Here is a 20,732-nt window from a genome sequence, read left to right as displayed (position 1 = left end):
GGCTCGGGGGCTGCCGGGGGCGGCGGTGGAGGCGGGGGCGGTGGAGGCGGCGGCTCCGGTGCCGGAGGCTCGATTCGTGGCGGGGGAGCCGGGGCGGGCGGCGGCGGGGGAGGGGGCGGAGGGGGCGGCTTCGGGCGGCGAGTGGGACCGGCCCTGCACACCACCCCGTCACCCGCGACGGCCACCGCGCCGCCCCCCGAACCGCTGCCGTCCTGATCGACCGAGGCGTAGGCGCAGTCGTCGTAGGGGGCGGCCGCGGCGGTGGCCGGCGCACCGATTAACCAGGCCAGCACCAGCAGCGCCAGCGCTCGCGTGACCAGGGCGGATACGCCCCTTGAGGATCCAAGCACGTCAGAGATCATGAGCGGCGTTTCCCGCAACCACGCCGGTCCGCCCCGATTGTGACCCGAAGGTGGGTGGCCGTGATCGCGGGATTGACGCCGCCGCCCCAGCAGCCCCCCGCGTACCCGCCCCCTCACAAAAATTCTTGAACCGCCGTTGAACGCATCAGCCGCTCCCGCCCGTACCTAGGGCCATGCGTGACCCACTCGGGTGGCGCGAACAGCCAAGCGGATAGCGGGAGTCAACATGCTGCATCTATCTGGGGGTTCCCCCCGGGCCTGGCGGAGCGCCTCGCTCGTAGCGACAGCTGCGGCGATGCTGGCGCTGACGACGGCGTGCGGTCAGGAGAAGGGGGACCAGTCGCCCAACGGACAGAACGTGGGCAACCAGGCCCCGGCCGACGCCGGTTACGGTGCCGGCGACGGGTACGGCGCGGACTCGGGGGACGCGCAAGAGGGACAAGAGGGAGGGGCGGCGAAGTCGGCGGGCCAACTCGCCGTCTGGGACAGCAAGAAGCTCGGCAAGGTCGTCACCGACAGCGAGGGTCTGACGCTCTATCGCTTCGACAAGGACACCGCCCAGCCGCCCAAGTCGAACTGCGAGGGCGCCTGCGCCACGACCTGGCCCGTCGTGTCGGCCAAGGGTGCCGTCGCCCCGCCCGGCGTGGACGATTCCCTGATGGGCGAGATCACCCGGTCCGACGGCAGCAAGCAGCTGACCATCGACGGCTGGCCGATGTACCGGTACGCCAAGGACAAGAAGGCCGGTGACGCCAAGGGTCAGGGCGTGGGCGGCACTTGGTACGCCGCCGCCCCAGACGGCAAGAAGGCGGCGGCCGCCGCGGAGGAGGCGCCGCCCGCCGAGACCGAACCCGTCGACCCGGCAGGTCTTTCCACCAGGAACGACCCCAAGCTCGGCGAGATCGTCGTCGACAAGAACGGCATGACGGTCTACCGCTTCACCAAGGACTCCGCCTGGCCGATGAAGTCCGCCTGCACGGGCGCGTGCCTGGAGAAATGGCCGGTGGTGCCGCCGGTCGAGAAGAACGACACCAAGGGAATCCTCAAGAAGGGCTTCGTCGTCTTCGACCGGCCCGACGGACAGCAGCAGCAGACCATCGATTGCTGGCCGATGTACACCTTCTCCGGCGACAAGAAGCCCGGTGACACCAACGGCCAGGGTGTGGGCGGGACTTGGTACGCGGCGGGGCCGGACGGAAAGCCCGTCGGCGCGCCGAAGTAGGACGAACTCCGGCCAAGAAAGGGGGACAGTCAGAAGGAGTGCGCGTACGGTCGACCGGTCCGTTCCATTCCCGCCAGGGAGGGTGGAACGGACCGGTTCTTTGGGTTGATATTCGGCACTTGCCGCAGGCAGTGACCGAGAACGGACGACCAATTTCCGTTTTGACTCGCTCCCTTGGCGGACGATCAGTAGCCTCACCTTCGAACACCGGCTCGCCTCGCCTACGCCTTGGAGTCCTGATGGAGCGTCCCGCCTGGGCCCCGCAGGGCATCGACATCACGATGCCCAGCGTGTCCCGCATCTACGACTACTACCTGGGCGGTTCGCACAACTTCGAGGTCGACCGGGACGCGGCCCGCAGGGCCATGGAGTTCATGCCGGGGCTGCCCAAGATCATGCAGGCGAATCGTGCCTTCATGCGGCGAGCGGTGCGCTTCGCCGTGGACGAGGGCATCACCCAGTTCCTGGACATCGGCTCCGGGATCCCCACGTTCGGCAATGTCCACGAGGTCGCACAGCAGGCCGATCCGGACGCCCGCGTGGTGTACGTCGATCACGACCCGGTGGCCGTCGCGCACAGCCGGGCCGTGCTCGAAGGCAACGACGGGGCGGGGATCGTCGCGGCGGATCTGCGCAAACCACGGGACATTCTGGGCAGTTCGGAGGTGAAGGGACTCCTTGACCTGGAGCGTCCGGTTGCCCTTCTTCTCGTCGCCGTCCTGCACTTCGTGGAGGACGCGTACGATCCCTACACGGCGGTCGCCGAACTGCGGGACGCACTCGCGCCCGGCAGCGTGATCGTCCTCACGCACGCCTCGTACGAAGGGATACCGATCCCCGCCGAGCAGGCCGGTCAGACCGTCGGCGTATACAAGGACATCCGCAATCCACTGATCATGCGCTCGCGCGACGAGATCGCGCGGTTCTTCGAGGGATACGACATGGTGGAACCCGGCCTCGTGCCGATGCCGCACTGGCGGCCCGACACCTCGCCCGAGGAGGAGGATCCGTACGCCTTCTCCGGGTTCGCCGGCGTGGGGCGCAGGGCATGAGCGGGGAAGCGGACGGCCCCGAGGGCAGAGTGCGCAGGTTCGCGACGATCTGGAGCCGGGCGATCTTCCCGGTGACCGCCACGTCGCTGACTCGGCCCGAGTTCGAGCTCCAACTGGTGCCGCTGGCCCGGCGGTTGCGTGACGCGCTCCTGGAGCGGGTCTTCGACTCCGCCGAGGGACAGGCGGTCGGCGCCGCGCTGATCGGCACGCACTGCACCGATCCGGAGGCACTGAGCCGCACGCTGGACTGCGTGGACGCGTACCTGGTGCTCTACTGCGGCGAGGAGGGCCGGCAGGAGGAGCTGCGGGCCCGCTCCGCGCGGCTGCAGCACGCCGTCGCCGCGGGGTTCGCCGCCGCGCTGCGGGAGCGCACCCTCTCCGAGCAGGAGGCGATATCCCGGGCCGCCCTGAACGCGCGCAGCGTCGTCGCCGAGGCCCTGCACGCGAGCGAGGCCCGCTTCCGCGCGGTGTTCCACGGCGCCGCGATCGGCATCGGCATCGCCGACCTCACGGGCACGGTCCTCGAGGTGAACGACGCGCTGATACGGATGTTCGGCGGCCTGGAGAACCAGCTGCGCGGACACAACGTGGCGGAGTGGACGCACCCCGACGACTCCCCGCACGTATGGAAGCTCTACGACGAGCTGGTGCGCGGGGAGCGCGAGCACTACCGCGTGGAGAAGGCCTTCTACCGGCCCGACGGCACGGTCCTGTGGACCAATCTGACCGTCTCGCTGCTGCGTGACGCGGACGGAGTGCCGCAGTACCAGCTGGCGTTGATGGAGGACACCACCGAGCGCCGGCTGCTCAATCTGCGCCTGCGCTACGAAGCGACGCACGACGCGCTCACCGGCCTGCCGAACCGGACGCTGTTCTTCGAACGCCTGGAGAAGGCCCTGGCCGCGGGCGAGGGCGCCCGCTTCGGGCTCTGCTATCTCGACCTCGACGGCTTCAAGACCGTCAACGACAGCCTGGGACACGCGGCGGGCGACCGGCTCCTGGTGGAGGTGGCCGACCGGCTGCAGTCCTGCGCCACCGCGCCCGGCGAGATGGTCGCGCGGCTCGGCGGCGACGAGTTCGTGGCGCTGACCACGGGCCGCGACACGGAGGCCGAGGTCGACGAGCTCGCCGGGCGCATCATGCACGCGCTGTCCACGCCGATCCGCGTCGAGGGCCGCGAGCTGACCGTGCGCGGCAGCATCGGCATAGTGGAGGGCCCGGCGGGCGAGCGCGGCGCGGCGGAGGTGCTGCGCAGCGCGGACATCACGATGTACCGCGCCAAGTCGGCGGGCGGCAACCGCTTCGAGCTCGCCGACCCGGAGGCCGACGCCCGCGCGATCACCCGGCACGGCCTGACCACCGCGCTGCCCGCCGCCCTGGAGCGGGGCGAGTTCTTCATCGAGTACCAGCCGCTCGTCCACCTCGGTGACGGCAGCGTGCGCGGCGCCGAGGCGCTTGTGCGGTGGCTGCACCCGCAGCACGGCGTCATCGGCCCGGACCGGTTCATCCCGCTCGCCGAGCACACCGGTCTGATCGTGCCGCTGGGCCGCTGGGTCCTGGAGGAGTCGGTCCGCCAGGCCCGCACCTGGGAGGCGCGGCACGCGGATGCCGGGCCGCTTCGGGTGAACGTGAACCTCTCGCCCATGCAGCTGACCCACCCCGGTCTGGTCTCGGACACGGTGGAGATCCTGGAGCGCGCCGGGCTCGAACCGGGCGCGCTGTGCCTGGAAGTGACCGAGTCCGCGCTGATCGGCGCCGACGACGACCTGCTCAAGCCGCTGCGGCGGCTCGCCGAGATGGGCGTGGACATCGCGCTCGACGACTTCGGCACGGGCTACTCCAACCTCGCCAATCTGCGCCGTCTGCCGGTGAGCATCCTCAAGCTGGACCGTTCCTTCACGCAGGGCATGCAGCACTTCCCGGCCGACCCCGTCGACCTGAAGATCGTCGAGGGGATCGTCTCGCTCGCCCACAGCCTTGACCTGGCGGTGACGGTCGAGGGCGTCGAAACGGGCGCGCAGGCGGACCAGTTGCGCGAGCTGGGCTGCGACACGGCACAGGGCTGGTACTACGCGCGCCCCGGCCCGCCGGACCGGCTGCACGAGCTGGCCCTCGCGGACGCGACGAGCTGAGGTTCCACGGTGATCCAGTGGGTGTACGCCTTCGTCGACCGGCCCGCGGACCGGTTCGGGCAGGCCTGCGCGTTCTGGACGGCGGTCACGGGGACGCGGCTGTCCGCTTTCCGCGGTGAGGACGACCAGTTCGTGACGCTGCTGCCCGAGCAGGGCGACGCGTACGTGAAGGCGCAGGCGGTGGGCGACTCCGGCGGCGCGCATCTCGACTTCGCCGTGGACGATGTCGCCGCAAAGGCCCGCGAGGCCCTCGCGCTCGGCGCCACCCCGGTCTTCGCGGAGGACGGCCTGGAGGTCCTGCGCTCCCCGGGCGGACAGCTGTTCTGCGTGGTGCGCTGGGAGGGCGCGCGGGTCCGCCCCGCGCCGCCGGCCGCCCGGGACGGTTCCACGAGCCGCCTCGACCAGGCGTGCCTCGATGTCCCGCCGGGGGTGTGGGAGGCGGAGAAGACGTTCTGGCCGGCCTTCACGGGGTGGTCGTCGCACCCGGGCTCACGCCCGGAGTTCCACCTCGTCGAGTCACCGGCGCGGCTGCCGATCCGCATCCTCCTCCAGCGCCTCGACGCGGACGGTCCGGCAGGCGCGCACCTGGACTTCTCCTGCTCCGACCTCGACGCGGCCCGCGTCCGGCACGAGAAGCAGGGCGCCGATGCGGTGTCGCGCGGCCCGCACTGGATCGTGATGCGGGATCCGGCGGGCGGGACGTACTGCTTGACGATCAGAAATCCAGAGACGGGCAGGCTGAGCGCCCCGTAAGGGGCGCGGGGAACTGCGCGACAAGCCCCCACCGGACCCGCAGCCAAATCACCACCTACCACCGGCCCGCACGTAAATCACTGCACCCCCGGCGGAGCCAAAAGCATCCTCTGCAGCTCCCGCGCAGCCCGAGGCGGAGCCACATCGCTGCGGTGCGCCAGCGCGATCGTACGATGCAGGCTCGGCCGTGCCAGCGGCGTCACCCGCAGCCCACGCCCGGCGCGCTCCGCCACCATCCGCGGCACGACGGCCACCCCGAGCCCCGCCTGAACAAAGCCGAGCACCGCATCCATCTCGCCACCCTCGACCGCGAAATCCGGCTCGAAGCCCGCGGCGCGACACGCGGCGACCGTCAGCTCCCGCAGGTCGTAGCCGTGCCGGAACATCACAAGGCGCTCACCCTGCAGATCGGCGACCCGCACCGAGTTGCCGAGCCCCGGCGCGTCGGGCGACGACACCACGACCAGGTCCTCCCGCAGCAGTTCCACGGTCGTCAGGGCGGGGGACGGGCTCGGCAGCGGAAGGACGACGAGGGCCAGGTCCAGGGCGCCGCGCGCCAGTTCGCGTACGAGGTCGTGGGAGCCGCCCTCCTCCAGGAGGAGCTGGATGCCGGGGTGCCGGTCGTGGAAGGCGCGCAGCACCTCGGGAAGCAGGCCGGTGCAGACACTGGGCGTGGCACCGAGGCGGATCCGGCCGCGCCGCAGCTGGGCCAGCTCCTGCACCTCGATCCGCGCGGTGTCGGCGTCCGCGAGGATCCGGCGGGCCAGCGGAAGCAGCGCCTCGCCCGCGTCGGTCAGGGCGATATTGCCCCGTGCCCTGCTGAACAGCTCGGCGCCCAGCTCCTTCTCCAGGGCGCGGACCTGCTGGGAGAGGGACGGCTGCGAGACGTGCACCTGCTCGGCGGCCCGGGTGAAGTGCCTGGTCTCGGCGACGGCGACGAAGTAGAGGAGCTGCTGGAACTGCATACACGGCAGGGTACGGCCGATGATAGCCATTCGCTATGGAGATGAGCTGATCCATCTCTTGGACCGATCGGGACCTTCGGCCTTAGCGTCTGCGTCATGGCTCTGGCAACGCGGACGGACCGACGGCCGTCGATGACGCGCACGATCTGGGACTCATCCGTCGGCAAGAAGACGGTGATGGCGGTGAGCGGCCTGATCATGCTGCTCTACCTGGTCGTGCACATGATCGGAAACCTGAAGATCTTCTTCGGTCCGGAGGAGATCAACCACTACGCCCACTGGCTGCGCACGGTCGGCGAGCCCTTCATGCACTACGAGTGGACGCTCTGGCTGGTCCGCGTCGTGCTCGTCGTCGCCGTGGTCGCGCACGCCGTCTCCGCGTACCAGCTGAGCCGCCGCGACATCAAGGCGCGCCCCACCAAGTACGTGCACAAGAAGGCGGGTTCGAGCTTCGCGACGCGCACGATGCGCTGGGGCGGGATCATCCTCGCCCTCTTCATCGTCTGGCACATCCTCGACCTGACGACCGGCACCGTGCACCCGGGCGGCTACGAACACCTGCACCCGTACCAGAACATCATCGACACGTTCTCGACCTGGTACGGCAACGTCATCTACATCGTCGCGGTGGTCGCCCTCGGCTTCCACGTCCGCCATGGGCTCTGGAGCGCCGCGCAGACCCTCGGCGCGGGCAGGGCGACCCGCGACCGCGCCCTCAAGATCATCGCCAATGGCCTCGCGCTGTTCCTGACGGCGGGCTTCGTCGTCGTACCCGTGGCCGTCATGACCGGACTGGTGAGCTGATGAATTCGTATGCCGAGTACGTGACCGGCGAGCCGGTCGTCGACTCCAAGGCGCCCGCCGGACCGGTCGCCGAGCGCTGGGACACCCGCCGCTTCGAGGCGAAGCTGGTGAACCCGGCCAACCGCCGCAAGCACACCGTGATCGTCGTCGGCACCGGCCTCGCGGGCGGCTCCGCCGGCGCCACGCTCGCCGAACAGGGCTACCACGTCGTGCAGTTCTGCTATCAGGACTCCCCGCGCCGCGCCCACTCGATCGCCGCGCAGGGCGGCATCAACGCCGCCAAGAACTACCGCAACGACGGCGACTCCATCCACCGCCTCTTCTACGACACCGTCAAGGGCGGCGACTTCCGCGCCCGCGAGTCCAACGTGCACCGGCTCGCGCAGATCTCCGTCGAGATCATCGACCAGTGCGTCGCGCAGGGCGTCCCGTTCGCCCGCGAGTACGGCGGTCTGCTCGACACCCGCTCCTTCGGCGGCGTACAGGTCTCCAGGACCTTCTACGCGCGCGGCCAGACAGGGCAGCAGCTGCTGCTCGGCGCGTACCAGGCCCTTTCGCGGCAGATCGCCGCGGGCAACGTCGAGATGCACCCGCGCACGGAGATGCTGGACGTCATCGTCGTCGACGGGCGGGCTCGCGGCATCGTCGCCCGCGATCTGATCACCGGCAAGATCGAGACATATTTCGCCGACGCGGTGGTCCTGGCGTCCGGTGGCTACGGCAACGTCTTCTACCTGTCGACGAACGCCATGAACTCCAACGCCACCGCCGTGTGGCGGGCCCACCGGCGCGGCGCGTACTTCGCCAACCCGTGCTTCACACAGATCCACCCCACCTGCATCCCGCGAACCGGCGACCACCAGTCGAAGCTGACGCTGATGAGTGAGTCGCTGCGCAACGACGGCCGGATCTGGGTGCCGAAGGCGAAGGGCGACGACCGCCCCGCCAACAAGATCCCCGAGGACGAGCGCGACTACTACCTGGAGCGCATCTACCCGTCCTTCGGCAACCTGGTGCCCCGCGACATCGCATCGCGCGCCGCCAAGAACGTATGCGACGAAGGCCGCGGCGTAGGTCCCGGCGGACAGGGCGTCTACCTCGACTTCGCGGACGCCATTCAGCGCATGGGCAAGAAGAAGGTCGAGGAGAAGTACGGCAACCTCTTCGACATGTACGCGCGGATCACCGCGGAGAACCCGTACGAGACGCCGATGCGGATCTACCCCGCCGTGCACTACACGATGGGCGGACTGTGGGTCGACTACGACCTGCAGACCACCGTCCCCGGCCTGTTCGCGGTCGGCGAGGCCAACTTCTCCGACCACGGCGCGAACCGGCTCGGCGCTTCGGCCCTGATGCAGGGCCTCGCCGACGGCTACTTCGTACTCCCCTCGACGATCAATGACTACCTCGCGCGCAACCCGCGCCATGCCTCCGACGAGACGCTCTCCGACGAACACCCCGTCGTGCGCGAGGTGTTGACCGAGACCGAGGACCGCCTGGCCAGACTCCTGGCCGTCGACGGCGACCGCACGCCCGACTCCTTCCACCGTGAACTCGGCGAGCTCATGTGGGAGTTCTGCGGCATGGCGCGTACGGAGACGGGGCTGCGCAAGGCCCTGGAGCGCATCCCGCAGATCCGCGAGGAGTTCTGGCGCCGGATCAAGGTGCCGGGCACCGGCGAGGAGTTCAACCAGTCCCTGGAGAAGGCGAACCGCATCGTCGACTACATCGAGCTCGCCGAGCTGATGTGCCTCGACGCCCTGCACCGCGCCGAGTCCTGCGGCGGTCACTTCCGCGAGGAGTCACAGACCCCGGACGGCGAGGCGGCGCGCGTGGACGAGGAGTTCTCGTACGCGGCCGCCTGGGAGTTCACCGCCACCGGCGATGCCCCCGTCCTTCATAAAGAAGACCTCGTCTTCGAGTACGTCCATCCCACTCAGCGGAGCTACGCATGAAGCTCACCCTGCGCGTCTGGCGCCAGCAGAACGCCGACGCCGACGGCGCCATGTCCACGTACGAAGTGGACGGCATCTCCTCCGACATGTCCTTCTTGGAGATGCTCGACACCCTCAACGAAGAGCTCATCGTCAAGGGCGACGACCCCGTCGCCTTCGACCACGACTGCCGCGAGGGCATCTGCGGCGCCTGCTCGCTCGTCATCAACGGCGACGCGCACGGCCCGGAGCGCACCACCACCTGTCAGTTGCACATGCGGTCCTTCAAGGACGGCGACACGATCGACATCGAGCCGTGGCGCGCCGCCGCCTTCCCGGTCGTCAAGGACCTGGTGGTGGACCGCTCGTCCTTCGACCGCATCATCCAGTCGGGCGGCTACATCAGCGCCCCGACCGGCGCGGCCCCCGAGGCGCATGCCGCGCCCGTGCCGAAGCCGGACGCGGACTTCGCCTTCGAGCACGCGGAGTGCATCGGGTGCGGCGCCTGCGTCGCCGCCTGCCCCAACGGGTCGGCGATGCTGTTCACTTCGGCGAAGGTCAACCACCTCAATGTCCTTCCGCAGGGCGCTCCGGAGCGGGAGACCCGTGTCCTGGACATGGTGGCGCAGATGGACGAGGAGGGCTTCGGTGGCTGCACGCTGACCGGCGAGTGCGCCACTGCTTGTCCCAAGGGGATTCCGTTGCCTTCCATCGCGGCGATGAACAAGGAGTGGTTGCGGGCGACCAGGAAGGTCAGCCGCTAGGGCCTGTCCGATGGGTCCTGCCGGGGTCGCGGGCCCTGGCACGCGCATCTGCGGCGTTGTCGTCGGTTGCCAACGCTCCGCGTTGTCGCCCTCCTCCGCCTTGCAGCTGCACGCACCAGGGCCCGCTCGGCCCTGCTGAATCGGCACCCGGCGCGAAGACCGGCCTGACCCATCGGACAGGCCCTAGGGGAAGTCGGGGATCTGCGGGTCGTTTGTGGTTGCGCGCGCAGTTCCCCGCGCCTCTGCGGGGCGCGTACCGTCTGCGCATGTATCCGGGAGCGTACGACCCTGCCAGGCCGGCCGTCGTCACCGCCGACGGCACACGGACCCTCACCTACGGACAACTCGAAGAACGCTCCCTGCGGCTCGCGGATCATCTGCGGGCCGCAGGCTTGCGCCGGGGCGACCATTTTGCCTTGCTCTGCGACAACGACCCGCGTGCCCTTGAGGCCTACTGGGCGGCGCTGCGCTCGGGCCTCTACCTCACCGCCGTCAACCACCACCTCACGGCCGACGAGGCCGCCTACATCGTCCGGGACTGCGGGGCGAAGGCGCTGATCGTCTCCGGGTCGCTGGCCGAACTCGGCGCGAGCGTCCTGGAGTTGGCGGGCGGTCCGCCGATCGTACTCGGCCTCGACGACGGAACGTACGAGAAGGCCCTGGAGGCCGCGTCCGCCGAGCCGCCCGCGCATCAGCCGCGCGGCACGGACATGCTCTACTCCTCCGGGACCACGGGCCGCCCCAAAGGCATCAAGCCCGCGCTGCCCGAGGGCGACGTGCGGGAGGAGCCCAGCACGTACACGCTCATCTTTCAGGCGATGTACGGCTTCGGAGAGGACACCGTCTACCTCAGCCCCGCACCGATCTACCACGCGGCGCCGCTGCGGTTCTGCGGGTTCGTCACCGCGCTCGGCGGCACGGTCGTCCTGATGGACGCCTTCGACGCGGAGGGCGCGCTCGCGGCCGTCGAGCGGCACCGGGTCACGCACAGCCAGTGGGTGCCGACGATGTTCGTACGGATGCTGAAGCTCCCCGCGGCCGTGCGCGAGCGCTACGACCTGTCGTCGATGAAGACCGCCATCCACGCGGCGGCGCCCTGCCCCGTCGAGGTGAAGCAGCGGATGCTGGAGTGGTGGGGGCCTGTCCTGTACGAGTACTAGTCCTCGACGGAGGGCAACGGCATCACGTTCATCTCGCCCGATGAGTGGCTGCGCAAGCCCGGCTCGGTGGGCCGGGACGGCTTCCTCGGCGGGCTGCGGATCTGCGACGACGCGGGCGGGCAACTGCCGGTCGGCGAGACCGGGATCGTCTACTTCGAGCGCGACGACCTGCCCTTCCGCTACCACAACGACGAGGGCAGGACCCGCGAGGCCCAGCACCCAGTGCACCCCAACTGGACCACCACGGGGGACATCGGGCACGTGGACGAGGACGGCTATCTCTTCCTCACGGACCGCAGGGCGTTCATGATCATATCCGGGGGCGTGAACGTCTATCCGCAGGAGGCCGAGGACTGCCTCGTGCTGCATCCGGCCGTCGCGGACGTCGCGGTGATCGGGGTGCCGGACGCGGAGATGGGGGAGGCGGTCAAGGCGGTGGTGCAGGCGGCCGACGGGGCGGCCGCGGGTCCCGAACTGGAGCGTGAGCTGGTCGAGTTCGTACGGGAACGCATCGCGCACTACAAGGCGCCACGCTCCGTGGACTTCGCCGACTCGCTGCCCAGGACGCCCACCGGGAAACTGGCGAAGTCGCGGCTGCGGAAGGCGTATTGGAGCTGACGGGGGCGTGGCGTCAGTCGGCGCCGCTGCCCGCGAGGACGGTCTCGCGGAAGGATGCCACCACCGGCCGCAGGTCGATGTGGTGCCAGGCCGCCCACAGCTGAACGGAGGCCTTGTGCCAGGGCAGTTCGCGTACGGCGACACCCTCCGTCGTGCCGCGCACCATGCTCTTCTGGATGAGCGAGAGGCCGAGGCCGGAGGCGACGAGACCGAGTGCGGTCAGCGGCTCGGCGGCGTCGAGCCGGATGTCCGGCGTGAAGCCGGACGCCACGCACGAGGCGACGAAGGCGTCGCGCCACACCGGATCCCGGGAGTTCTCGACCGCGATCCACGGCTGCCCGTCCAGGTCGCCCGGCGTCAACTCCGCCTGTGCGGCGAGCGGATGGGCGGCGGGCATCGCGAGCAGCAGCGGGTCCTCCAGGAGGGGCGCGGCCAGCAGATCCGGGTCGTCCCGCGCGGGCGGCTCCTGGACGAGGGCGATGTCCAGGCTGCGCTGCCGCAGGCCCTCGAACTGCTCGGCCGTGGCGAGGCTGTAGAGGGCGACATGGATGCCGGGGCGCTCGTCCTGCAGGGTGCGCAGCGCGCCCGGCAGCACACCGGTGTGCATCGCGTCCGCCACGTATCCGATGCAGAGGCCACCCTCCTCGCCGCGGCCGAGCCGGCGGCCGAGGTTCTCCAGCCGGTCCGCGTGCCGCAGCAGCGCGCGGGCCTCGCTGAGAAGGATCCGGCCGTCGGAGGTCAGCCGGATGCGCTGCTGGCTGCGCTCGAAAAGGGCGAGGCCGAGCTGTTTCTCCAGCTGGGCGATCTGCCGGCTGAGCGGCGACTGGGAGATGTGCAGGGCCTCCGCCGCGCGACCGACGTGTTCGGTCTCGGCGACAGCTACGAAATAGCGGAGTTGACGCAGGTCAAGCATGGTAAGACCTCAGAGGACTCAAGTGTATCCAAGCAAGTCTTGGACAGTCTCAAGCGTCGATCCTAGCTTTGAATCCGTAAGGCCGACGGATCACCCCCTGGTCACTCCGGGAGCCGCCGGAAACCCGGAGTCGCCGGAACTCCCGGAGCCCCCGGAGCCCCCGGAATCGCCATCCCACCACCGCTAGCTAGGACCCCCATGAGCATCACGACCCTCCTGCCCGGAGCGCTCGGCTTCGGCACCGCCCCGCTCGGCAACATGTTCCGCGCCATCCCCGACGACGAGGCGGCGGCGACCGTCGAGGCCGCCTGGGACCAGGGCATCCGCTACTTCGACACCGCCCCGTTCTATGGCGCGGGCCTCTCCGAGCTGCGGCTCGGCGAGGTTCTCGCGGGGCACCCCCGTGACGCGTACGTCCTGAGCACGAAGGTCGGCCGCGTGATCCTCGACGAGGTCGAGGACCCGGCCGCCCGCGACCTGGGCGAGAAGGGCGGGCTGTTCGAGCACGGCCGCCCGAACAAGATGGTCAACGACTACACCGCCGACGCCACGCTCCGCTCCATCGAGGACAGCCTGAAGCGGCTGAAGACCGACCGTCTCGACATCGTGTGGGTTCATGATGTCGCGCAGGACTTCTACGGCGACGAATGGCTGGCCGCGTATGAGACAGCCCGCACCGGTGCCTTCCGCACCCTGGACCGGCTGCGCGACGAGGGCGTCATCGAGGCCTGGGGCCTGGGCGTCAACCGGGTCGAGCCGCTCGAACTCACCCTCGACCTGGACGAGCCGAAGCCCGACGCCTTCCTCCTCGCGGGCCGCTACACCCTCCTCGACCACGACCGCGCCCTTCAGCGCCTCCTGCCGGCGGTCGCCGAGCAGCACGTCGACATCGTCGTGGGCGGGCCTTACAGCTCGGGCATCCTCGCGGGCGGCAAGCACTTCGAGTACCAGGAGGCGCCCGCCGAGATCATCGCCAAGGTCGAGCGCATCAAGGCCCTCGCCGAACGCCATGCGGTCGGCATCAAGGCGGCCGCGCTCCAGTTCTCCCTCGCGCACCCGGCGACGGTGGCGGCGATTCCCGGCGCCACCAGGCCGAGCCGCATCGCGGAGGACGTCGCCGCGCTCGGCGAGCGGGTGCCTGCCGCGTTCTGGGCGGACCTGCGCGAGGAGAAGCTGATCGCCGCCGACGCGCCCGTGCCGACCGCCTGACCGTCCCAGCTCCGACACCCGTACCTATGAACCAGCTCCAACACCCGTACCTATGAACCAGCTCCAACACCCGTACCTATGAAGGAGAACCCCCGTGGCTTCCACCACCGCATCGATCGAGATCCCCGCGCCGGCCGACCGCGTCTGGCAGCTCATCGGCGGCTTCGACACGCTGCCCGACTGGCTGCCGTACATCCCCTCCAGCGAGTCGAGCGAGGGCGGCCGCGTACGCACCCTCACGAGCGAGGACGGCGGCGTCATCGTCGAGCGCCTGCTGACCTTCGACGAAGAGGCGCGCACGTACAGCTACTCCATCCTCAAGGCCCCCTTCCCTGCCACCGACTATGTGGCGACCCTCAAGGTGCACGAGATGCCCGGCCAGGACGCCTCCCGTGTGGAGTGGTCCGGCGTCTTCACACCGGTCGGGGTCGGCGACGACGAGGTCGTCGCGCTGTTCCACGGCATCTTCAGCGACGGACTCGCGGCGCTGAAGCAGACCCTCGCAGCCTGAGTCCTGAGTGATCTACTGGCTCCCGGGACCCGGGGGCCATCCGTCAACCCCAGCAGGAGGTACGCAGCATGCTCGTCGATCTCTCCGGCAAGACCGCCCTCGTCACCGGCTCCACCCAGGGAATCGGGGCGGCCATCGCGGCCGGCCTGGCCCGGGCGGGCGCGCGGGTCGCGGTGAACGGGCGGTCCGCGGGATCCGTCGACAAGGCCGTGGAGCGCCTGAAGGAGGAGCACGGCGGAGCCGAGTTCCTCCGGGCCCCCGGCGACATCTCCACCGACGACGGCGCCCGGCAGGTCTTCGATGCCGTGCCCCAGGCCGACATCCTCATCAACAACCTCGGCGTCTTCGGCGCCGCACCGGCCCTCGACATCAGCGACGACGAATGGCGCCGATACTTCGAGGTGAACGTGCTGACCGCGGTACGGATGATCCGCCACTACCTGCCGGGCATGAAGGACCGTTCCTGGGGCCGGATCCAGAACATCGCCAGCGACTCGGCGCTCGTCACGCCCGCCGAAATGATCCATTACGGCACGTCGAAGACCGCGCTCCTTGCCGTGTCCCGAGGCTTCGCGAAGGAGGCAGCGGGGTCGGGCGTGACCGTCAACTCCGTGATCGCGGGCCCCACGCACACCGGCGGCGTGGAGGACTTCGTGTACGAGCTGGTCGATCCCGCCCTGCCCTGGGACGAGGCGCAGCGGGAGTTCATGGTCAAGCACCGCCCTCAGTCACTGATCCAGCGGCTCATCGAACCGGAGGAGATCGCGCACATGGTCGTCTATCTCAGTTCGCCGCTCGCCTCCGCGACGACGGGCGGCGCGTTGCGGGTCGACGGGGGTTACGTCGACTCCATCGTTCCGTAGCTGTCACTTCCGCCCCCCCCCGACTCGCGCATCGCGCATCGCGCATCGTGCCCCCCCGAGTTATCCACAGGAATTTCCCGTTCCGCATGTTCCGCGCCCTTTCGTCTAGCGTGATCGTCAACGGAAGGACAGGAGAGGACAGAACGGGAGAGGACGGGGGAGAGCGGATGCACGGAGGACTGCCGTTCATCGGCATCAGCACGCTGGTCTACGGCGTGGTCGGACTGGCCGTGCTCATGGGGAGCGCGGTGCGCAAACTCGGGGGAGTGCGACATGCGGAACCGGTATGGCATCACAGTGATCGTGCCCGCGCACAACGAGGAAGCGGGCCTCCCGGCCACGCTGGACTCGCTGGCACGGCAGACGGCGCCGCCCGACCGCGTCATCGTCGTCGATGACGGCTCGGACGACCGCACGGGAGACGTGGCCGCGGCCCACGGCGTCACGGTGATCAGGCCGCCGCACAACCTGGGCAGCAAGGCCAAGGCGCAGAACCACGCACTGCCTTACTGCGACACGGAGTTGGTGCTCGCAGTCGACGCGGACACGGTGCTCGCGCCCGACTACATCGAGCGGATACTGCCCGCCTTCGACGATCCGGAGGTGACGGTCGCGGCGGGCAACGTCCAGACGCGGCACACCAGAACGGTCTGGGAGCGGGGCCGGTCCGTGGAATACCTCTTCGGCTTCCACTGGCACCGGCCCATCCAGCACGCCGCGGGCAGCCCCATGGTCTGCTCCGGAGGCTGCTCGGTCTTCCGCCGCACTGACCTGCTCGCCTTCGGCGGCTTTCCCGAACGCACCATCGTCGAGGACATGGACTACACCTGGTCTCAGCAGATCGCGGGCCGCCGCGCCCTGTACGTCAGCGACGCGGTGGCCTGGGCCGCCGACCCCGAGACACTCACCTATCTGCGCAAACAGGTGTGGCGGTGGATGGCGGGCTTCTGTCAGAACGTGCGGCTGCACCTGGGCCGGATGCTCACCGCGAAACCGATGCTCGCGCTCTGGATCCTGCTGGCGCTCCTCGAGATCGTCACGGCACCCCTGTGGTGGGTCACGCCGTTCCTGCTTGCGGCCACCACCAGCCAGTCGCTGAGCGAGTCCTTCGGCTGGTGGGCGGCGGCCGAGATACTGCTCACCGCACCACCCCTGATCTACGCGGCCCGCCGGCGTGGGCTGTCCGTGGCGAGGGTCCTGCTCAACATCCCGTGCGTCTACGCCACCAAAGCGGTCAACGTCTGTTACGCGTGGAAGGCGCTGATCGTCGAGCTGGTCCTCGTACCGCTGCGGCTGTCCAAGGGACTCACCGTGTACGAGAAGGGGCGCCCGGCCATACCGGCCGCCCGGTGACGCGGCGACGCGGCGACGCCCGGGACGTGCTGGTTCGCCAACGTGTCTCGCTCAACTCCTGGGCGCCGCACCGTCGTTGCTGCTCACATGGACGTAGTCGACGACGAGCTGCTGCGGGAAGGTGGTGCTGCCGTCCGGGTCGCCGGGCCAGTAGCCGCCGACCGCGAGGTTCAGGATCAGGAAGAAGGGCTTGTCGAAGACCCACTGGTTGCCGTTGAGGTCGGCCGGGGTGCGGGTCTGGTAGACGGTGCCGTCCACGGACCAAGTGACCTTGTTCGGTGACCAGTCCACCGCGAAGGTGTGGAACTTGTCCGCGAACGCCTCGCCGCCGGGCAGTGTGTAGCCCGCGCCGATGCCGCCCGAGCCGGAGTAGCCGGGGCCGTGCAGGGTGCCGTGCACGGTGCCCGGTTCGAAGCCGACGTTCTCCATGACGTCGATCTCACCGCTCTGGGGCCAGCCCACGTCGCCGATGTCGGTGCCGAGCATCCAGAAGGCGGGCCACATGCCCTGACCGCGCGGCACCTTCATCCGGGCCTCGACATGGCCGTACGTCTGCGTGAACTTGCCCGCGGTGTTGAGCCGAGCGGAGGTGTACTCGCAAGTGCCGTACCAGCACTGATAGTTGCCCGGGTTCTCCTTGCGGGCGGTGATGACCAGGTTGCCCCGGCCGTCGAGGGCGGCGTTGTTGTTGCCCGAGGTGTAGTACTGCCGTTCGTGGTTGTTGACGTTGTCGCCGGCCTCGATCTGCCACTTGGCGCCGTCGACCGCCGACCCGGCGGGTCCGTCGAAGTCGTCGGTGAACGTGGCGGCCGCGGGCGCGGCGGCGGGGGAGCGGGGCGCGGGCTCGGCCGATGCCCCGGCCGGGAGTGCGGCCAGGGCGGCGGCGCCACAGAGGAGGGTGACCGCGAGCGCGGTACGGCGGCGTGCGGAGGTGTGCACTGTCATCACATCGCTTCGAGTGGGGGGCATGTGCATGACAATCAGACGTCGAGAACTGAACGCGGCGATCGATCCGTGGCGACGCTTTGTTCAGTACTTGATTTAAGGCACCCTCCGAGGCGCCGTCAAGGAGTTGGTGCGGACCGACCGGAACAGCGGTGGCTCGTGCAGATGGCCGCACCTCATCTGAGTCACAACAAGGCAGCCGAATACCTCGGCCTGCTCCCGGCCGCCACCGGGCTCGCGACCACTCCTGCAACCGGCGCCGCACTTGGTGCTCCATGGAGCTCTGCGGCAACCGCGCCAAAGCCCGCGCCTCCCACAGCCGAAAGAGCAACCTCCGCGCCGAACACTGACCGTCGTGGCCCTTGGCCGGGGAGGGCGACGGCGCTGACTTGGCTGACCTGTTGACTTCGACGACGCCATCGAGGCGTGGGACGAGCGTTGGCAGGCGGTGATGTTCGCGCCGGAGGGGACCGCCGGCGCCATCGCGCCATCTCCCACCTGGGCCGCGCCCAGAGGGAGATGCCTGATCGTCAGCGGCGGCCACCGCGGCACGATCTGGTCCGACTGCCCGCTGGTCCACGGATTGGCTGAGGCAAGCCGAGCGCGCTGCGCCGCCGGCACCGTAGACCGTCGGCATGAGCTGCTGAGCGTTGCAGTTGGCCGAACGGGCCCAGGTAGAGCGCTCAGTCATGCGTCCGCCGTCAGCGCCCGCGCCAGATACGGCGCCGTGCGGCTGCCCGGCGCCCCCGCGAGCACCGCCGGCGGGCCGGACGCGACGATCATGCCGCCCTCTTCGCCGCCGCCGGGGCCCAGGTCGATCACCCAGTCAGCGCCCGCCACCACCGCCATGTCGTGCTCGACGACCACCACCGAGTGGCCCGCGTCGACAAGGCCGTGCAGCTGGCGCATCAGGACCTCGACGTCCGCCGGGTGGAGTCCGGTCGTCGGCTCGTCCAGGAGGTAGAGCGTGTGACCGCGCCGGACGCGCTGCAACTCGCCTGCCAGCTTGATGCGTTGGGCCTCTCCGCCGGACAGCTCGGTGGCGGGCTGGCCGAGCCGCAGATAGCCGAGCCCCACGTCGAGCAGGGTCCGCAGGCTGCGGGCGACCGCCGGGGTGTCCGCGAAGAAGTCCGCGGCCGATTCGACGGTGAGGTCGAGGACCTCCGCGATGTTCCGCCCCTGGTAAGTCACTTGGAGCGTCTCGGGGTTGTAGCGCGCGCCCCCGCAGTCGGGGCACGGCGCGTACGTACTGGGCAGGAAGAGCAGTTCCACGCTCACGAACCCCTCGCCCTGGCAGGTCTCGCACCGCCCACCCGCGACGTTGAACGAGAAGCGGCCCACGCCGTAGCCGCGCTCGCGCGCCGCGCCCGTGGCCGCGAAGACCTTGCGCACGACGTCGAAGAGGCCGGTGTAGGTGGCGAGGTTGGAGCGGGGCGTGCGGCCGATCGGCTTCTGGTCGACGGACACCAGGCGTCCCACGCCCTCCAGTTCCTCGGTGATCTCGCCGATGAACGTGGACTTGCCGGAGCCGGAGACACCGGTGACGGCGGTGAAGGTGCCGAGCGGGATCTCGGCCGTCACATCGCGCAGGTTGTGGCGGCTGACGGGCCCGACCTTCAGCCAGCCACGGGGCGCGCGTACCTCGCGTACCGGTTCCGGTTCGCGACCGAAGAGGAAGCGGGCCGTCGCGGACGCCGCGACACCCGCGAGGTCCGCAACCGGACCGCTGTACAGGACCTGACCGCCGTGCTCACCGGCGTGCGGCCCCACGTCGACGAGCCAGTCGGCATGACGTACGACATCGAGGTGGTGCTCCACGACGAAGACCGAGTTGCCCGCGGCCTTGAGCCGGTCGAGGACGGTGAGCAGCGACTCCGTGTCCGCCGGGTGCAGTCCGGCCGACGGCTCGTCCAGGACGTACACGACGCCGAAGAGCCCGGAGCGGAGCTGTGTCGCCAGCCGCAGCCGCTGCAGCTCGCCCGTGGAGAGGGTGGGCGTCGCGCGGTCCGGGCTCAGATAGCCGAGCCCCAGCTCGGTGATCGTGGCGATCCGTGCGAGCAGGTCGGCGGCCAGGACGCGGGCCGCCTCCGAACCCGTCGCGCTCTCAAGCGTCTTGGCCAGTTCCGACAGGGGCAGCGCGGCGAGGTCGGCGATCGTACGCCCCGCGAACGTGACCGCCATCGCTTCCGGACGGAGCCTGCTGCCGCCGCAGGCCGGACAGTCGGCGCTCTCCAGGAAGCGCTCGGCCTTGGTGCGCAGGGTCTGGCTCTTGGAGTCCGCGAAGGTCTTCATCACATAGCGCCGGGCGCTCATGTACGTGCCCTGGTAAGGGCGTTGGATACGGCCGGCGTCCCGTACGGGGTGCACGGTCACCACCGGCTGCTCGTCCGTGAACAGGATCCAGTCCCGGTCCTGCTGCGGCAGTTCGCGCCAGGGCAGGTCGACGTCGTGGCCGAGAGTGTCGAGGACGTCGCGGAGGTTCTTGCCCTGCCAGGCGCCGGGCCAGGCCGCGATCGCGCCCTCCCTGATCGACAGGGACGGATCGGGGACGAGGAGCCGCTCGCTCGTGCGGTGTACGCGGCCCAGGCCGTGGCACTCCGGGCAGGCGCCGGCGGCCGTGTTCGGCGAGAAGGCGTCCGAGTCGAGGCGCTCGGCGCCCTCCGGATAGTCGCCGGCGCGGGAGAAGAGCATGCGCAGCGAGTTCGAGAGGTTGGTGACCGTGCCCACCGAGGACCGGGAGGTGGGCGCCGAGCGGCGCTGCTGGAGCGAGACGGCGGGCGGAAGCCCCGTGATCTCACCGACCCGCGGCGCGCCCACCTGGTGGATCAGCCGCCGGGCGTACGGGGCGACGGACTCGAAGTAGCGGCGCTGAGCTTCCGCGTAGATCGTGCCGAAAGCGAGCGAGGACTTCCCCGAGCCGGAGACGCCGGTGAAGACGGCGAGGACGTCGCGCGGAATGGCGACGTCCACATTGCGGAGATTGTGCTCCCGGGCACCGCGCACACGTACGAACGGATCGTGGGGGCTGTGCATGGGGTGGACTCCGTACGCGGCTCGGGGGCAAACCCCACGATTCTAGGGCCTGTCCGATGGGTCAGGCCGGTCTTCGCGCCGGGTGCCGATTCAGCAGGGCCGAGCGGGCCCTGGTGCGTGCAGCTGCAAGGCGGAG

At 69.9% G+C, this 20,732-nt stretch carries 18 protein-coding genes; 14 read left to right on the top strand and 4 right to left on the bottom strand.

Annotation, left to right across the window (positions count from 1 at the left end):
• The first annotated feature begins 588 nt into the window (after window positions 1–588).
• The 4 genes from AB0O76_RS42445 (at window position 589) to AB0O76_RS42430 (ending at window position 5,521) form a co-directional block, all read left to right on the top strand.
• Window positions 589–1,584 carry an SCO0930 family lipoprotein gene (locus AB0O76_RS42445; RefSeq protein WP_365502836.1) on the top strand — a complete coding sequence of 332 codons (996 nt, stop codon included), beginning with the start codon at window positions 589–591 and terminating at the stop codon, window positions 1,582–1,584.
• A 239-nt stretch (window positions 1,585–1,823) separates the two neighbouring features.
• Entirely contained in the window at window positions 1,824–2,636 is an 813-nt protein-coding gene (locus tag AB0O76_RS42440) for an SAM-dependent methyltransferase (RefSeq protein ID WP_365502834.1), read from the top strand.
• Window positions 2,633–4,768: an EAL domain-containing protein gene (locus AB0O76_RS42435; protein ID WP_365502832.1), complete on the top strand. Its 2,136-nt coding sequence runs from the start codon at window positions 2,633–2,635 to the stop codon at window positions 4,766–4,768. The genes AB0O76_RS42440 and AB0O76_RS42435 overlap by 4 nt, the downstream gene beginning before the upstream one ends.
• Before the next feature lie 9 nt (window positions 4,769–4,777).
• Window positions 4,778–5,521: a VOC family protein gene (locus AB0O76_RS42430; protein ID WP_365502830.1), complete on the top strand. Its 744-nt coding sequence runs from the start codon at window positions 4,778–4,780 to the stop codon at window positions 5,519–5,521.
• A gap of 77 nt (window positions 5,522–5,598) precedes the next feature.
• Here AB0O76_RS42430 and AB0O76_RS42425 read toward each other — a convergent pair whose 3' ends face one another.
• Window positions 5,599–6,486: a LysR substrate-binding domain-containing protein gene (locus tag AB0O76_RS42425; RefSeq protein WP_365502828.1), complete on the bottom strand. Its 888-nt coding sequence runs from the start codon at window positions 6,484–6,486 to the stop codon at window positions 5,599–5,601.
• A 132-nt stretch (window positions 6,487–6,618) separates the two neighbouring features.
• On the opposite strand from AB0O76_RS42425, the gene AB0O76_RS42420 reads away from it, so the two are divergent.
• The 5 genes from AB0O76_RS42420 to AB0O76_RS42400 all read left to right on the top strand — a co-directional run bounded on the left by AB0O76_RS42420 (window position 6,619) and on the right by AB0O76_RS42400 (window position 11,769).
• Entirely contained in the window at window positions 6,619–7,290 is a 672-nt protein-coding gene (locus AB0O76_RS42420; RefSeq protein WP_365502887.1) for a succinate dehydrogenase, read from the top strand.
• Window positions 7,290–9,248 (top strand): fumarate reductase/succinate dehydrogenase flavoprotein subunit, encoded by a 1,959-nt coding sequence (locus AB0O76_RS42415; protein ID WP_365502826.1) that lies wholly within the window; start codon window positions 7,290–7,292, stop codon window positions 9,246–9,248. The genes AB0O76_RS42420 and AB0O76_RS42415 overlap by 1 nt, the downstream gene beginning before the upstream one ends.
• Entirely contained in the window at window positions 9,245–9,991 is a 747-nt protein-coding gene (locus tag AB0O76_RS42410; RefSeq protein WP_266872766.1) for a succinate dehydrogenase/fumarate reductase iron-sulfur subunit, read from the top strand. Before AB0O76_RS42415 ends, AB0O76_RS42410 begins: the two co-directional genes overlap by 4 nt.
• 266 nt (window positions 9,992–10,257) lie before the next feature.
• A complete protein-coding gene (locus AB0O76_RS42405) occupies window positions 10,258–11,151 on the top strand; it encodes an AMP-binding protein (protein ID WP_365502824.1) in 894 nt (297 codons plus the stop codon).
• 66 nt (window positions 11,152–11,217) lie between these two features.
• A complete protein-coding gene (locus AB0O76_RS42400) occupies window positions 11,218–11,769 on the top strand; it encodes a hypothetical protein (protein WP_365502822.1) in 552 nt (183 codons plus the stop codon).
• Window positions 11,770–11,782: 13 nt separating this feature from the next.
• Here the strand turns inward: AB0O76_RS42400 and AB0O76_RS42395 are convergent, their stop codons facing one another.
• Window positions 11,783–12,682 (bottom strand): LysR substrate-binding domain-containing protein, encoded by a 900-nt coding sequence (locus AB0O76_RS42395; protein ID WP_365502820.1) that lies wholly within the window; start codon window positions 12,680–12,682, stop codon window positions 11,783–11,785.
• 198 nt (window positions 12,683–12,880) lie between these two features.
• On the opposite strand from AB0O76_RS42395, the gene AB0O76_RS42390 reads away from it, so the two are divergent.
• The 4 genes from AB0O76_RS42390 to AB0O76_RS42375 all read left to right on the top strand — a co-directional run bounded on the left by AB0O76_RS42390 (window position 12,881) and on the right by AB0O76_RS42375 (window position 16,618).
• Window positions 12,881–13,891 (top strand): aldo/keto reductase, encoded by a 1,011-nt coding sequence (locus AB0O76_RS42390; RefSeq protein WP_365502818.1) that lies wholly within the window; start codon window positions 12,881–12,883, stop codon window positions 13,889–13,891.
• A gap of 94 nt (window positions 13,892–13,985) precedes the next feature.
• The gene (locus AB0O76_RS42385; protein WP_365502816.1) at window positions 13,986–14,402 is read left to right on the top strand and encodes an SRPBCC family protein; all 417 of its coding nucleotides are present in this window, start codon (window positions 13,986–13,988) and stop codon (window positions 14,400–14,402) included.
• Window positions 14,403–14,470: 68 nt separating this feature from the next.
• On the top strand, window positions 14,471–15,265 hold the full coding sequence (locus tag AB0O76_RS42380) for an SDR family oxidoreductase (protein ID WP_365502814.1): 795 nt from the start codon (window positions 14,471–14,473) through the stop codon (window positions 15,263–15,265).
• 273 nt (window positions 15,266–15,538) lie between these two features.
• Window positions 15,539–16,618, top strand: coding sequence for a glycosyltransferase family 2 protein (locus AB0O76_RS42375; protein WP_365502812.1), 1,080 nt, complete (start codon window positions 15,539–15,541; stop codon window positions 16,616–16,618).
• A gap of 51 nt (window positions 16,619–16,669) precedes the next feature.
• Here AB0O76_RS42375 and AB0O76_RS42370 read toward each other — a convergent pair whose 3' ends face one another.
• Window positions 16,670–17,593 carry a glycoside hydrolase family 16 protein gene (locus AB0O76_RS42370; protein ID WP_365502810.1) on the bottom strand — a complete coding sequence of 308 codons (924 nt, stop codon included), beginning with the start codon at window positions 17,591–17,593 and terminating at the stop codon, window positions 16,670–16,672.
• A 122-nt stretch (window positions 17,594–17,715) separates the two neighbouring features.
• Between AB0O76_RS42370 and AB0O76_RS42365 the strand changes: the two genes are divergently transcribed.
• Window positions 17,716–17,913, top strand: a complete 198-nt coding sequence (locus tag AB0O76_RS42365; RefSeq protein WP_365502808.1) for a CGNR zinc finger domain-containing protein — start codon at window positions 17,716–17,718, stop codon at window positions 17,911–17,913.
• A 337-nt stretch (window positions 17,914–18,250) separates the two neighbouring features.
• Here the strand turns inward: AB0O76_RS42365 and AB0O76_RS42360 are convergent, their stop codons facing one another.
• A complete protein-coding gene (locus tag AB0O76_RS42360) occupies window positions 18,251–20,596 on the bottom strand; it encodes an excinuclease ABC subunit UvrA (protein WP_365502806.1) in 2,346 nt (781 codons plus the stop codon).
• Window positions 20,597–20,732 lie beyond the last annotated feature (136 nt).

The sequence above is a fragment of the Streptomyces sp. NPDC086554 genome (genome assembly GCF_040686095.1).
Classification (GTDB): Bacteria; Actinomycetota; Actinomycetes; order Streptomycetales; family Streptomycetaceae; genus Streptomyces.
Note: the sequence above shows the minus strand (reverse complement) of the source record. Positions and strands in the feature narration are given on the sequence as shown.